Genomic DNA, 13,707 nt, shown 5'->3' on the forward strand with positions numbered 1-13,707 from the left:
TTGCCCGAGAACGTTTTAAAGCTTTACAGTTACTGAATACGATAACCATGAACCGCGTCCGACTCCAGCTACTGGCTTCAAGACTGCTCTCACTTGCGAGCGTATTACCCAAAGACGAGAACAGGATAGTATTCTATTCCACGCCAGACGTTTCCGACAACGCTCTCGCGCTCTTCAGGTACGTTTACGGGCTCAACGAAGGATATGAGCTGGTGTGGCTCCTTAACAAACCAAACTCCGCGGGATGGAATGCACTAGCTGATGCACATCCCGACGTGAAAGGGGTTCCCCTCTACTCGGCAGGGGGATTAAAAGAGCTGATACGGGCGAAGTTCGTGGTTACAACGGACGTCTTGCCTGTAACACCTCATCTTGGCCAGAGGGTTATTCAGCTCTGGCACGGCCTTCCGGGCAAAAAGACCGGCTATGAACATCCACTCGGAATAGGAGACCTCTACCTCCACATGGATCGATGGACTACCGACTTTGTAACCACCTCCGAGCTCGTTGTAGGTGCTTTCGTGAGGCAGTTCATGATAAAGCCAAAGAAGTTCAGAATCCTCGGCCAGCCCAGAAACGACGGTATGCTGGCCAACTTGAAGAAGGCCAGAGCTCTGCTCTCGGCGATTCTGGGAGTGGATACCGAGGATTATGAGCACCTTCTCCTCTATGCCCCTACCTACAGGTACACGAGCTATCTAAAGGACTTCGATGCGAGTGTGAGGGTCGTCAGGAGCGTTGTTTCCCGAAAATTCATCGAGTTTTTAAAGGGGGCCAACGCATTACTCGTCATCAAACCCCACAAGCTCGTGGCCGATACCGTAAAACCTGAGATTGGGGATTATGGAAACGTCAAACTGCTGACCAACGACATGCTGGAAAGAAGGCTTCTAACAATAAACGATGTCATGGGTGCCTTTGACGTTCTCATAACGGATTATTCTAGCATCTATGAGGACTACATCCTCCTGGAGAGGCCGGTGGTCTTCTATTTGCCGGACAGACGAGAGTTGGAGAAGAAGAGCGGCTTTCTCCTTCCATACGACTTCTTCGCCCCCGGAAGAAAACCCGAGAATGTTGACGAACTAATCACCGCTCTCACGGATTACTTTGAAGACCCCAAGAAAGATCTGGAGTGGAGAAAAACCGTTAAAAACCTCCTATACGAGGTCGGGGACGATGACGATTCCTCGAAGAGGGTTTACGAGCAGCTGATCAGGGGATGATGATTGATGACAACGCTGATTCTTCTCGCCGGAGGGATAGGAAAGCGAGCCGGTTTGGGAATTCCAAAGCAGTACTATCCGCTGGAGGGAAAGATGATAATAGAGCACACTTTAGAAAACGTCTCGAGGATTGATGGGATAGAATCCATAGTACTCGTGTCCAATCCGGATTTCATCGAGACCGCGGGGGAATTAAAGGGATCTTATCCAAAGATCTCCAAGGTCACACTGGGCGGGAAAACGAGGAACGAGTCCCTGCTCAAGGGTTTCCGGGAGGTTGAGAAGGGAGAAGAAAAGGTCATCGTCCACGACGCCGTGAGGCCCTTCATTCCTCCCCGGGTGTTCAGGAAGATAATCAGGGGGCTAGATGATAAGGATGTCATAACCACCGTCAACCCGATAACGGGAAACTTGATAGAGCTGGACAATGGCAGGGTAAAGAGGATACACGACCGCTCAAGATACGTAATTGGCGAAGCGCCAACTGGCTACCGTTACGACGCCCTCAAAAAAACGCTCGAACTCGCAGTGAAGGGGAAATACCTCAACACCATACCCCACGACATCCTCCTGGCTATGAAGGCTGGCTTTGAGGTTCACACTTTTAACTGCAACTGCTTCAACCTGAAGATAACGTTCAGGGAAGACATAGAGATAGCGAGGGCCCTCATAAGGATTCTGGAGGAGGGGACGTGAGGCCGGCTGTTTCGGTCATAATCCCCACCTACAACAGGGATGCCCTTCTAAAGAGAGCAATAGAGAGCGTATTAAACCAGAGCTTCGATGACTTTGAGATTCTTGTCATCGACGGGGCCCGGAGCGAATTAACACGGGGGCTCGTCCGTTCCTTTGGCGACGGGAGGATAAGGTACATACCCCAGAGGGGAAAGGGAATAGCGAACGCCCGTAACCTCGGTGTTTTGAAAGCGAGAGGAGAGTTCATAGCGTTTCTCGACGATGACGACCGGTGGAGAGAAGACAAGCTCGAACGCCAGCTGGAGCTCTTTGGTGAGCTGCCGGATGATTACGGGATTATCTACACGGCGTTCACATACTATTACCTCGAGAAGAGGAGGATTCTGGGGATAAAGCACCCTAAAGCGAGGGGGGACGTCTACAGATACATGCTCAAGGACAACATAACGGGAACTTCCACGATAATGGTAAAGAGGGAGTGCTTCAGGAAGGCCGGCATCTTCAGGGAGAGCTTCCCAACGTGCGAGGACTGGGATATGTGGCTCAGGATGTCGAGAATCTGCCGCTTCGGGGCGATAGACGAGCCGCTGGTGGACTATTCCATCCATTCGGGCCAGTTCTCCTTCACGAAGTACCTGGCCGGAAGGTACAGGATTATTGAGGAGCACGGGGACATAAGGCACAATCCCCGGATTCTGAGCTATCACCTCCTCCAAATAGGGCTCCTAAAACTGTTCGGGGGGAACAGAAGCGGTGCGGAGGATGTGCTCAAAGCCTTCAGACTCAACCCGACCATGAGGGGAAATCTGGCCGACATTCTTGGTTCCATTGCCGACGTGAGGACCAGGATATACCTGCTCAAATTCCTGGGAAGAATTTGAACACACTACATTTTTAAACCACCGGTCAAAAACCCCTCAGGTGAGTCAAATGAACACCACCCTCCTGGGAGTCATCGCGGGAATCCTCATCTTCTGGACAGTTCTCTACGCCCTCTTCGGGAGAAGGGAAAAGGAATCCGAGGAGGGTCTCAGCGTTGATATGTTCATTGCCATGTGGCGCACCAAGAGACTGCTCGGATTTATAGACAGGCTGGCCCGGAAGAACAGAAGGTTCTGGAGGGTTTACGGGGACGTTGGGATAGCCCTGGGATTCATGGGTATGGCCTACGTCTTCTACGCCCTCCTGAAGACCGCGGTGCAGACAGTTAGCGGTGGTGGGGGTGGAGGCGTTCAGCTCGTCATTCCGGGTCTCACTATACCCCTCTGGTACGGTCTCGTGGGCCTCGCGGTGGTAATGATCGTCCACGAGCTCAGTCACGGTGTTACAGCGAGGGCGGACGGTCTGCCCCTTAAGTCGGTTGGACTCGTGTTATTGGCAGTAATTCCCGGTGCTTTCGTCGAGCCCGATGAGGAGGCCCTCTCAAAGGCCCCCCTGCGGACCAGGCTGAGGGTTTACGGAGCTGGATCGCTGGCGAACGTTGGAACCGCACTGGTAACGCTCCTCCTTTTGACCTTTGCGGTTTCGCCCCTCCTCCAGCCATCGGGTGTGCTCGTGTCGGGGGTTCTCGAGAACGGGCCATCCTACGGTATACTCCAGAAGGGCGACGTTATAGTTGCCATGGACGGAACCACCATCAAAACCGTGGATGAGTTCATCGCCTTCATGAACCGGACGAAGCCCGGGCAGGTGGTGACGCTGACGGTCCTCAGGAACGGAAGGGAGCTGAAACTCACGGTCAGGCTAGGGGAACACCCGGACAGACCCGGGAAGGGTTATCTGGGCATCTACCCCGCCCAGCACGTGGTCTCAAAGATAGGGATGGACTGGCTTGTGCTACCGCTGTTCTTCTCGCTCTACTGGGTGTACGTGCTGAACATCGGGATAGGCCTGATGAACCTCTTCCCGCTGGTTCCCCTCGACGGGGGAAGAATGCTCGATGACGTATTCAAACACTACCTCCCGGAGAGAATAGCGAAACCGGTGAGATACTTCACGATAGGCGCCGGTCTGTTCCTACTTGGGCTGAACCTCATCCCCGCGGTGCTGAATCTGTTTGGCTAGTCACCTCTCCGGGAGTCTTATTCTCATTTTACCCCTGGAGTAAAAGAACTCGGCCTCCGACGGCCCAAAATCCGGAAGAAGGGACTTCCTAGCTATTATCCTCTCCACCCCTGGCCGGGAGGTGGGTTCAAACTCCAGTATGTGCTCCGAGTAGTGGGAAACCCACGAAATAAAGGCCCTCGAGACCCTGTCCCTGTTGAGGAGCATTATGGTTATCGGCCTCTCGCGGTTTTCCGTTGCCTTGGCCTTCTCCTTGAGCATCATGTTCCTGCGGAGAAGCCTGATGACGGTTTCCTCGTCGAAAATGTGGGCGAAGCCGTCCAGTCCCACCGTAAGGCCTATGGGCTTCCTGTTTCCAGTGGTTTGCAGTATCCGGTAGTAAACCTCGACGATCTTTGGCAGGAAGGTGCTCGCGTCAACGTGGGGGAGGTAATAGAGGTGGGGACGGTCCAGTTTTATTCCATACATCGCCCCGAAAACGTCCACGATGGCAAGCTTGCCCTCGAGACCTGCCTCGTCGAGATCAATTCCCAGGACACCCGCGTACTTGGAGAGCAGACTGTAGGGAAGGGAGTAGTTGGTGATGATGCCGAAACCGTTCCTCTCGACGAGGGACCTGAACACCTCCGCCGCAAGAACCCAGCCGAAGGAGTTGGTGTCGTAGACCACCAGTACCACGCTGTCGTCAAGAATCCCTCCGCCCAGCATCGTGTCCAGTTCCTTTATTCCCGTGGGGATTATCTTCCACTCCATATGGTTTCCCCCCAGTAGGTCGCCGTCAAGGTTTTTAAGCATCATCCCCCAGGGATGCCCATGCCAAAGTGTTCGAAGTGCAACCGTGATGCCGTCTACCACGCGCGCTACAGCGGGCTTTACTACTGCCACAAACACTTCAACGAGATGGTGGAGAAGAAGTTCAAGGAGACCGTTAAGAAGTATCGCCTCATTGAGAGGGGCGAGAGAATAGCCGTAGGGGTCAGCGGGGGGAAGGACAGCGTCGTTCTCATGCACCTCCTCGCGAAGCTCCGCGAGAAGTTTCCCTTCGAGCTTGTGGCGATAACGATAGATGAGGGCATAGCAGGTTACAGACCACCGAGCGTGGAGATAGCGAAGAGGAACGCGAAAAAACTCGGGGTAGAGCACAGGATTTATTCCTTCAAGGAATACATTGGCTTCACTCTTGATGAGACCGTGGAGATAATGGGAAGTTTTGAGAAGGGCGAGCGCGTTGGAGCGTGCTCCTACTGCGGCGTCTGGAGGAGATGGCTTTTAAACTACGCGGCCAAGGACGTTGGGGCGGACAAATTAGCGGTAGGTCACAACCTGGACGATGAAGTCCAGATGTTCATAATGAACATCCTCCGCGGGGATATAGCCAGATTAGGAAGAACAGGCCCCTACTACGAGGAAATCCATCCCGAACTCGTGCCGAGGATAAAGCCCCTCCGCGAGATTCCCGAGAAGGAGATAGTCCTCTACGCGGTTCTAAACAACATTGAGGTTGATTTAAGCGAGTGCCCATACGCGGTTGAAGCCTTTAGGGCCGAAATAAGGGACTGGCTCAACGAGATGGAAGAAAAGCATCCGGGAACCAAGTACCAGATACTGAGGAGCTACGACAAGCTCTTCCCGCTCATCGCGAAGACCTACACAAAGAAAACCAGCGAGCTGAACCGCTGTAAGATATGTGGACAGCCCACAACGGGGGAGATATGCAAGGCCTGCCAGTTCCGCCTTCAGGTCGAGAGGAAGGCAAAGGAAAAGGGAATAACCTTCAGGGTCGAATGAGAAATTGATTATACATGCTAAACAGAAGTTTATAAAAGGTTGTTCAGTATATTGAACAACCTTTATAAACCATGGACGCATATTACCAACCATGAGGGAAGAACTCGCGAAGGTTTTAACGGAATGGCAGGAAACCTGGACGCCCAGGTTAGTCGAGAGGGACTTTGACCTCTCCCTTATTCCCTGGGAGCTCAACAAGGTTGTAACCTTCGCCGGGTGCAGAAGGGCGGGAAAAACCTACCTCATGTTCCAGCTCATCAATGAGCTTGCAAAGACCTCTGAAAGGGAATCGATATTTTACATCAACTTCGAAGACGAGAGGCTTGAAAAGAGCATCAAAACTCTAACAGAGCTCATACCTGCGATTGAAGAACTTTACGGGAAAAAGGAGAGACTTTATCTCTTTCTCGACGAGATTCAGAACGTTGAGAACTGGGACTCCTGGGTGAGACGCATAAACGATTCCAAAAAAGAGGTGAAGCTCTTTCTAAGCGGCTCTTCTTCAAAGCTCTCCAGCAGGGAGATTCCAACATCTTTAAGGGGCAGGGCCCTAACCTTCGAGGTGTTTCCACTGAGCTTCAGGGAGTTTCTAAGGTTCAGAGAATTCGAGATACCCGACCGTGTTGAGTTCAGCACGAAAAAGCCTGAACTTCTAAACCTACTGAGAGAGTACGTTCTCTTCGGGGGCTTTCCGGAGGTTGTCCTAACCAATGACATCAGAATCAAGAGGATGCTCGTCAGGGATTACTTCAACACAATAATAGCCCTTGACGTGGTGGAACGCTACGGCGTTAGAAACCCGGAGGAGCTCAGGGCGTTCATAAGACTTCTTTTGAACTCCGAATACTTCAGCCTCAGTAAGCTGGAGCGCACTATGAGGAGCCTCGGATACTCCATAAGTAAGGCAACGCTCTCAAATTATCTGCGCTATCTCCGGGAGTGCTACTTCGCGTTTCCGGTGGAAGTTTACTCCCCCAAAGTCAAGCTGAAGCTCCAGCATCCAAAGAAGGTGTACTTTGTTGACAGCTCCTTCATAACGTTCCTCAGCATAAAGTTCAGCGAGAACTTTGGCAGGCTCATGGAGAACACGGTTTTCATAGAACTCCTCAGGAGAAGCAAGGAGTTGAACTACGCCCTCGGCGATAACTGGGAGGTGGACTTCGTCATACCAGAAGAGGAAACTCTAATCCAGGTCAGCTACGATGTTTCAAACCCCGAAACAATGGAACGTGAGCTAAAAGCCCTGAAAAAAGCAAAGAGAATTTTCCACTGGGAAAAGTCGGTACTGATAACGTGGGATTTGGAGAAAAGAGTCGACGGAATCGAAATCGTTCCGCTATGGAAGTTCCTCCTTGAGGAGTACTGAGACGCCTATTCCCACAGAAGAGCTCAAGGAAACTCCCGATCAGGAACTGGTGAAGGGCTACCTCCTGGAATATGGCCACATCAGAAGCGCGTTCTTCTCTCCATCGTTCTCTTAGCCCCACCCATGTAGCGGCCTTTGAGAGGGGAAAAGCCATCGGGACGGTCAGTACCTTCGTACTCGGCCTCCTCGTGGGCTACGCATACTACTCCACCGGGATCGTCAGGCCTTCCTCCTACATTCCTCAGCGAACCTGACGGGACTTTCTCTGAAATTCAGAGAAACTCCACGCTATAAATAGGGGGATGTCCTATTCTAAACAGGTGATGGGAATGGAAGACGTGAGGGAGCTCAGGGATGTTCTCGAGAGGGTGGAGGGAAAGCTCATAGCCGCCGGGAAGATGTACGGGGCGATGAGTTTTGCCGTGTGGCTCGTGATCCTGATGCTCTATTACGTGCTCCTTGCGATTATGAACCCCCCGTGGCAGTTCAACGTCCTCTACTGGCCCGTTGCCTTCGCACTTGCCATGAAGTTCAGCGGCGAGATATGGAAGCGCTTTACGAGGCTCGCAGGAATGGAAGGATCGAGAAAGGATGACATCAAGATAGCCCTCGTGTGGTCCCTCGGCTTCGTCCTTGGCTGGATCGTGGTTCCCGCTGTTCTGAACCGTCCAGTGGACACCGAGATAGGACTGGCCCTCCTGACGTTCATATCCTTCTCAGTGGGCGGAATGTTCCTCGTGGCGATGAGATCAGAGAAGGAAGTAATACCCGCATTCCTCGTGCCGGCACTTCTGATACCCATCGCCTACGGGATGGAGGCCGGGACCAGTCTCATGGCCGGCTTCGGGGTGGGCCTCGGTTACTCCATCACGGTGCTCCTCTACCTCTACTCGGCCTTCAGAGCGATCGAGCGGTGATATCATGGAGACCATCAGGGAGCTGGCCAGGAACCACGTCCTCGGGAACCCTATGAGGCTGGCCATTATGCTCTACCTTCTGCCCAGGGGCCGGGTGCTTTTCAGGGATCTCCTGAAGGTTCTGGAGGTGACCCCAGGCAACCTGGACTCCCACCTCAGGGCCCTCGAGAGAACCGGCTACGTGGAAGTCTACAAAGTGATAGTGGACAGACCGAGAACCGCGGTAAGGATAACCGAGAAAGGAGTGGAGGAAACCAGACGCTTCCTGCGGATGCTGAAGACGGTTCTGAACGGGCTCTAACTGTTCCGCAGTTTGAACGGATAGCCCTTCCTTGTGACCATCCACAGACCCACAAGGGCACCCAACTGCTCCATTATAATGTCGCGGAGCTTGTTGAGGGGAGTCTCCTGCAGTATGCCCTCCGTAAAGCGGGAACCAAACCACTCGGCGAACTCCCAGACGATCCCTATCATCAAGAGGATCAGCAGGGAGTAGATCAGGACGTTTCTCCGTGGAAGATCCGGTCTGAGCTCCACGAGTATTGAAGTTATAAAGAGCCACATTACCAGGCCGCCGAGGGAGTGGCTTATCATGTCCACGTCCCTGAAGGCCACGTTGAAGAGGTCTATGTCCGTGAAGGGGACGTTCACCAGGGAGACGTGGATGGCAAGGAATACCGCGAGGATTGCGACTATGCCTTCGTTGTAGAAGGGACTCAGCAGTGCCCCGAGCCTGCCGTCGGGCTTAGGATACTTCCCAGGGAGCCAGAGAAGGAAACTCAAAAAACCCATCGTCCATAGGGTTCTGAGTATGTGGTCAACTCTGCGGTAGTAGAGCCCGGTCAGAAAACCTGCGAAAATGACACCTATCGCGGTCAGGATTACCTTTCTCTCGGTCATCATACTTATCAGCCCCGGCTTTCCTCCTCCGCTTTTCTCATGAGTTCCTTCTTCCTCTCGATGCGGTACTCGTCCACGAGTCTGAGGAATCTCTCCGCTTCCCTCTCCTCGTCTTCCCTCCTCCACTTCTCAAGGAGCTCGCCGATGGCCCTCTCGAGGGTCTCGCGCTCAACGACGGCGAACTCGTCAACGCGCTTGACGTCCAGCTCCTCGGAAAGGAAGAACGGCAGGTGGGCCTCGCGGAGGACCTCAGAAACAGTCTGCGGGAGAGGTCTCTCCGTTATCAGCGCCTTTATCCCTTTTTCAACGAGCTCCCCGGCTATGGCCTTTCCGGCTCCAGCTGGATTTATTACGAAGAGGACATCGCCCCTCCTCAAACCAACTTCACGCTCAATTCTCTCGAGCTCGCGCCAGCTGAGAACCCTGAGAACCTTGAGCGGAACCGCAGAACCGCGTATTTCGACCACGTTCATCCTCTTGACCCTGACAAGATCCCTGCTGAGACGTTCTATCACCGCCCTGGCCTCCCTGAGCTGTCTCTCGAGGGTTTCTATGCGCTTCACCTTCGCCTCGAGTTCCCTCTCCCGGAGAACCTTTTTCCTCACCTCCTCGTCGTAGTCAGCTATTCTCCTTTCCAGTCTCTCGATGGTTCTCCTCTGCTCCCTGATGACATCCCGGAGCTCCTCGTTCTCGCGTTCGAGGAGGGCTATCCTGTCCTCGAGCTCGCGGATCTTCTTCACGTAGGGCCTGACGTCAGCACTTTCCTGAACCCCGGATTCTTCCCCTTCCCGCGGTTTCTCACGCCTTGCAACCCTCTGCATGGCTTCCCCGAGGTTGTAGCCCTGTATGACCAGTGCCTTTACCTCGTCGGTCCGCCGGGTTAGTCCTGTCTCGCGGAGCTTGGCCTCAACGTGCTCCAGTTTTGGTTTGAGGCGGAGGTAGGCCTTGTAAGCTGCCGCCAAAGCGTCGCGCTGGTGATCGTCCCCAACCCTGAGACCGAGGTTTCTCAGGAGTTCGTTCTTTTCCTCAACGCGAAGGCTCTCCCTTGGAACGAAAAGGTTCGCTTTGAAGGAGCGCGCTATCTTCTCGACGAATCCAGGTGCAGGGGAAACGTCGGTTGCAACTATCACTGGATGTCCAATCTCGCTGATAAACCTGAACACCTCGCCGACGGGCATGTTCCTCTCGCTGTGGAGGGCAATCACGTTCCCGCTCAGATCAACGACCGCTATTCCAACGGTTATTCCCGGGTCTATGCCCACTATAATGCTTTTCCGCTCCTTTATGGCTTCCTCGCCCTTGAGCGGGGCAAAACCGAGCTCGGCCCTTTCAACCGGGTAAATCCTGACCTCAACGTCCCCACCGCGCATCGGCCTTATCAGCCCGGCCAGCTCTTCCCTGCTCGCGTAAACCCTGAACTCGCCCCTGGCTAAGCCGTAGTCCTTTTCCTCTGTCTCGAGGTCGAAGGGTATGTCAGCTCTTCTCAGCCTGTCTTCAATTTCCCTCACTTTATCCCTAACAAGGTTGTGCACCCTCTTCCTGTAGCGGTCCTGACTCCAGCCACCTTTGCCATGGCTCCGCCCGCGGGTTACCTTGACGATGACCTCGTCCTCGAAAGCCAAAACCTCGTAACCTACCCCCTTGCTCGCGAGCAAAGCGGAGAGCTTCGCTTCCTCGTAGGGATCGAAGCGGTCAATCGTTCTTATGCCGTGCTCCCTCGCGAGGCTCTGCAGGCTTCTCTGTTCGCCGGGCCTACCGGTTACCTGAACGAGCTTGGTCCCCGGGGGAAGTGCCCTGAGAAACCTTCGCAAATCGTCGCCGAGCTCGGTAACGCTGTCTATGGCCACAATGTCAGGTCTCTTGCCCTGGATGAAGCGAATTAACCTGTAGAGTGTGAACTCACCCTTTCTCTCCAGCCTTCCGTTTTGCCAGCTCACGACGGCGAACTTCTTCGGGTTCTCGCCGATCACGTCTATTCCCAGTATCAGAATAGGCCTCACCCTCCGGGTTCGGTGTGTATAACAGTGGGGATTTAAAAGGTTTCAGGTGGATATGATCGCCCTGACGGCCAGCTCCACGGCCCGGTTTATCGTCTCCTGGGCCATTGACGGCCTCCCCTTATCCAGCACCTGCCCGTGACTGTAGGGCACGTGAATGAAGCCAACCCGGGTTTTCATTCCCTCAACAGCTATCGTGTGCAGGGCCGTGAACATGGCGGTGTTGCAGACGTAGGTTCCAGCGCTGTTCGAAATCCCCGCCGGAATTCCAGCCCCTCTAAGGGTTTTAACAACGCGCTTTATCGGTATAGTGGCGAAGTACGCGCTTGGGGCTCCCTCGAAGACCGGCTCATCTTCCGGCTTGAAGCCGTCGTTGTCCGGCATTTCCGAGTCCATCACGTTTATCGCAACGCGCTCGACGGTAATGTTAGGCCGTCCACCGGCCTGACCGGTCAGCAGAACCAGATCCGGCCTTTCCCGCGCGATGATACCGGGAAGGATCTCCCTGACGCGGTTGAAGGAGACGGGCAACTGAACCTTCACAACCCTTGAACCATCGAGTTCAGGGGAGAGCGCCTTAACGGCCTCCCAGGAGGGATTTATCCTCTCGCCGCCGAAGGGCTCAAAACCGGTAACCAAAACCTTCATGGGACCACCGGGAAGGTTAGGTTTTTAGGGTTTAAAAGATACACCCGGCGGGGGGTGAGGATGAAGTACGACGTTCTTATCATCGGAGGTGGACCCGTCGGCAACTACCTGGCGAGCATTCTGGCGAGGGACTTCAGCGTGGCCGTTGTGGAGAGAAAGGGCTCCTTCGGGGGGAAGGCCTGCACCGGGATAATCGGGGCGGCGAACTACGAGAGACTTGGCCTTCCGGAGGGGGCAGTGATCAACAGGCTTCGCGGGGCCGTCTTTTACTCACGGATCCAGAGCTTTGAGGTGGAGAGAAAGACGCCCCAGGCGTATATGGTTGACAGGAAAACCCTCGAGAAGGCCCTCGCGGAGAGGGCCATCAAAAGGGGCGCGGAATATTACATGGCGACGACATTCCAGGGGTTCAGAAACGGGAAAGCCGTTCTTCAGCATCTCGGCGAGAGACTCGATGTGGAGGCGGACTTCTACGTTGGAGCGGACGGCGTTTCGAGCACGGTCGCGAAGGCCATCGGCGCGAAGACAAAAGCGGAATTCCTGAGCGGCTATGAGGTAGAAGTCGTTGGTGATTTTCGGGAGGATTTCGTGGAGGTATGGGTAAACAAGGACCTGAACGAGGACTTCTTCATGTGGGTCGCTCCCGTGAACCGGGGACTGGCGAGGGTCGGGACGCTGGGAAGCATCGAGGCCCTGAACAGGTTCCTGCGGGTGAGGATGCTAAAGCCAACCTCTATAGTCGAGTTCAAAGCAGGAAGCGTTGGCTTCGGCTGGAGGAAACCCTGGATCAGGGGCAACGTGGCCCTCATAGGTGACGCCGCGCTGCAGATAAAGCCCACCACCGCAGGAGGGATAGTCTTCGGGATGCTCTGCGCCCACGCCCTCAGGGAAGCGCTCCTCTCAGGAAGGCCAGATCAATACGAAAAGCTATGCAAGGACATCAAGAACCAGATAAGCTTTGGCCTTCGCTTCAGGAAAGTGTTCAAGGGGATGGGCCAGGAGAACATAGAGAGGGTCTTCGAGGTTCTCGGAAGCGAAGAGGCCAGGGAAGTCATAGAGACCCAGGCCGATTTCGACGACCACGTGAGGACGGCGAAGGCCATACTGAAGAGACCGAGGCTGCTCGCAAAGCTCATAAGGATAAGTCCCTCGATAGTGCGCTACCTCGTCTGAGCAGGGGGTGATGGAGTGACAACGTGGAGAATGGGTCTCCAGGAGGAATACCTGAAGGCAATAGCCGAGGGAAAAAAGAAAATCGAGGGCCGTCTGTACGATGAGAAGAGGCAGGCCATAAAACCCGGGGATGAAATAGTCTTCGAGAACAAACTGGTGTGTGTTGTAAAGGACCTGAGGGTCTACTCATCCTTCAGGGAAATGCTGGAAAAGGAGGGCCTTGAGAACGTCCTGCCCGGAGTGAAGAGCATTGAAGAGGGCGTTAAAGTTTACCGGAGGTTTTATTCAGAGGAGAAGGAGAAAAAGTACGGAGTGGTGGCTATAGAGGTCGAACCGGTCGCGTGGATTGAGGAATCTAAATAACGTGAACATCAAACCCCAGTTCCTTTAAAACTTTGAAATTCTCATCCAAGGTTATTATTGGCATGCCATTGACAATGGCAATGGAAGCAATGAACAGGTCCCTTAATGACATCGGTGTCACCTGCTTCATCAGCTTTTTATGAAGATACGACGCCATCTCGGCACATTTTCCATCAAAGGGAAGCTCTATTAGGGCCTCAAGCCATATGAGCTCATCTTTCTTAGGCATTCCCACAAGAATCTCGAACTTTGTTATGGCAGTTATGTAAAAGGTGTTGTCCAGAGCAGAGACTTTTTCAAAGACTTCGCGGTTGCCCCTGGCAATTTCGATTATCACATTTGTGTCAAGACTGCTCTCATTTTTCAAACTCCTCCTCGATCTCTTTGAGCTTTCTCTTCGCCTCCATGTACTCATCCTCACTCAGAATCCCGTAGAGGTGGCGCAGGGCATCAACGTTTCCCTTTCTCTCCCGCAAAAGCTCTCTAAAGAGCTCGCTGAAGGATTTTTTACCCTTAATTCGAACGAGTTCGTCGTAAACGTCATCGGAAATCGTTATCGTCTTGACCAT

Annotated in this window: 17 protein-coding genes; 11 read left to right on the forward strand and 6 right to left on the reverse strand. The window is 53.7% G+C overall.

The features are described from left to right. The first annotated feature begins 47 nt into the window (after nucleotides 1–47). Genes MV985_RS01255 through MV985_RS01270 form a run of 4 tightly spaced genes read left to right on the forward strand, consistent with a single transcriptional unit; the run spans nucleotide 48 to nucleotide 3,986 of the window. On the forward strand, nucleotides 48–1,226 hold the full coding sequence (locus MV985_RS01255) for a CDP-glycerol glycerophosphotransferase family protein (protein ID WP_297458816.1): 1,179 nt from the start codon (nucleotides 48–50) through the stop codon (nucleotides 1,224–1,226). A 6-nt stretch (nucleotides 1,227–1,232) separates the two neighbouring features. Further along, nucleotides 1,233–1,922 (forward strand): IspD/TarI family cytidylyltransferase, encoded by a 690-nt coding sequence (locus tag MV985_RS01260; RefSeq protein WP_297458821.1) that lies wholly within the window; start codon nucleotides 1,233–1,235, stop codon nucleotides 1,920–1,922. After that, the gene (locus tag MV985_RS01265; RefSeq protein ID WP_297458830.1) at nucleotides 1,919–2,803 is read left to right on the forward strand and encodes a glycosyltransferase; all 885 of its coding nucleotides are present in this window, start codon (nucleotides 1,919–1,921) and stop codon (nucleotides 2,801–2,803) included. The genes MV985_RS01260 and MV985_RS01265 overlap by 4 nt, the downstream gene beginning before the upstream one ends. Before the next feature lie 49 nt (nucleotides 2,804–2,852). Further along, on the forward strand, nucleotides 2,853–3,986 hold the full coding sequence (locus tag MV985_RS01270) for a site-2 protease family protein (protein ID WP_297458932.1): 1,134 nt from the start codon (nucleotides 2,853–2,855) through the stop codon (nucleotides 3,984–3,986). Here MV985_RS01270 and MV985_RS01275 read toward each other — a convergent pair whose 3' ends face one another. Beyond that, nucleotides 3,987–4,739, reverse strand: coding sequence for a hypothetical protein (locus tag MV985_RS01275; RefSeq protein ID WP_297458834.1), 753 nt, complete (start codon nucleotides 4,737–4,739; stop codon nucleotides 3,987–3,989). It lies immediately after the preceding gene. A 60-nt stretch (nucleotides 4,740–4,799) separates the two neighbouring features. Between MV985_RS01275 and MV985_RS01280 the strand changes: the two genes are divergently transcribed. The 5 genes from MV985_RS01280 (at nucleotide 4,800) to MV985_RS01300 (ending at nucleotide 8,358) form a co-directional block, all read left to right on the forward strand. Then, nucleotides 4,800–5,774 (forward strand): TIGR00269 family protein, encoded by a 975-nt coding sequence (locus MV985_RS01280; protein WP_297458841.1) that lies wholly within the window; start codon nucleotides 4,800–4,802, stop codon nucleotides 5,772–5,774. Between the two features lie 91 nt (nucleotides 5,775–5,865). Then, nucleotides 5,866–7,140, forward strand: coding sequence for an ATP-binding protein (locus MV985_RS01285; protein ID WP_297458848.1), 1,275 nt, complete (start codon nucleotides 5,866–5,868; stop codon nucleotides 7,138–7,140). Between the two features lie 71 nt (nucleotides 7,141–7,211). Beyond that, nucleotides 7,212–7,394: a hypothetical protein gene (locus MV985_RS01290; protein WP_297458854.1), complete on the forward strand. Its 183-nt coding sequence runs from the start codon at nucleotides 7,212–7,214 to the stop codon at nucleotides 7,392–7,394. A gap of 69 nt (nucleotides 7,395–7,463) precedes the next feature. Next, nucleotides 7,464–8,057, forward strand: coding sequence for a hypothetical protein (locus tag MV985_RS01295; RefSeq protein ID WP_297458860.1), 594 nt, complete (start codon nucleotides 7,464–7,466; stop codon nucleotides 8,055–8,057). 4 nt (nucleotides 8,058–8,061) lie between these two features. Then, the gene (locus MV985_RS01300; RefSeq protein ID WP_297458869.1) at nucleotides 8,062–8,358 is read left to right on the forward strand and encodes a transcriptional regulator; all 297 of its coding nucleotides are present in this window, start codon (nucleotides 8,062–8,064) and stop codon (nucleotides 8,356–8,358) included. On the opposite strand, the gene MV985_RS01305 is transcribed toward MV985_RS01300, so the two are convergent. Genes MV985_RS01305 through pcp form a run of 3 tightly spaced genes read right to left on the reverse strand, consistent with a single transcriptional unit; the run spans nucleotide 8,355 to nucleotide 11,602 of the window. After that, nucleotides 8,355–8,960 (reverse strand): hypothetical protein, encoded by a 606-nt coding sequence (locus MV985_RS01305; protein WP_297458876.1) that lies wholly within the window; start codon nucleotides 8,958–8,960, stop codon nucleotides 8,355–8,357. The genes MV985_RS01300 and MV985_RS01305 overlap by 4 nt on opposite strands. A gap of 5 nt (nucleotides 8,961–8,965) precedes the next feature. Further along, on the reverse strand, nucleotides 8,966–10,957 hold the full coding sequence (locus MV985_RS01310; RefSeq protein WP_297458883.1) for a DUF460 domain-containing protein: 1,992 nt from the start codon (nucleotides 10,955–10,957) through the stop codon (nucleotides 8,966–8,968). Between the two features lie 42 nt (nucleotides 10,958–10,999). Continuing rightward, on the reverse strand, nucleotides 11,000–11,602 hold the full coding sequence (gene pcp / locus MV985_RS01315; RefSeq protein ID WP_297458891.1) for a pyroglutamyl-peptidase I: 603 nt from the start codon (nucleotides 11,600–11,602) through the stop codon (nucleotides 11,000–11,002). Between the two features lie 60 nt (nucleotides 11,603–11,662). On the opposite strand from pcp, the gene MV985_RS01320 reads away from it, so the two are divergent. Then, entirely contained in the window at nucleotides 11,663–12,775 is a 1,113-nt protein-coding gene (locus tag MV985_RS01320) for an NAD(P)/FAD-dependent oxidoreductase (RefSeq protein ID WP_297458900.1), read from the forward strand. Between the two features lie 15 nt (nucleotides 12,776–12,790). After that, nucleotides 12,791–13,138 (forward strand): ASCH domain-containing protein, encoded by a 348-nt coding sequence (locus MV985_RS01325; protein WP_297458908.1) that lies wholly within the window; start codon nucleotides 12,791–12,793, stop codon nucleotides 13,136–13,138. On the opposite strand, the gene MV985_RS01330 is transcribed toward MV985_RS01325, so the two are convergent. Both MV985_RS01330 and MV985_RS01335 read right to left on the reverse strand, forming a co-directional pair. After that, nucleotides 13,131–13,475: a type II toxin-antitoxin system VapC family toxin gene (locus MV985_RS01330; RefSeq protein WP_297458917.1), complete on the reverse strand. Its 345-nt coding sequence runs from the start codon at nucleotides 13,473–13,475 to the stop codon at nucleotides 13,131–13,133. The two genes, MV985_RS01325 and MV985_RS01330, sit on opposite strands and share 8 nt — an antisense overlap. A gap of 19 nt (nucleotides 13,476–13,494) precedes the next feature. After that, nucleotides 13,495–13,707, reverse strand: a 213-nt coding sequence (locus MV985_RS01335) for an antitoxin VapB family protein (RefSeq protein ID WP_297458925.1), incomplete at its 5' end; no start/stop codon positions are given.

The organism is Thermococcus sp. (genome assembly GCF_027012695.1).
Lineage (GTDB): Archaea > Methanobacteriota_B > Thermococci > Thermococcales > Thermococcaceae > Thermococcus.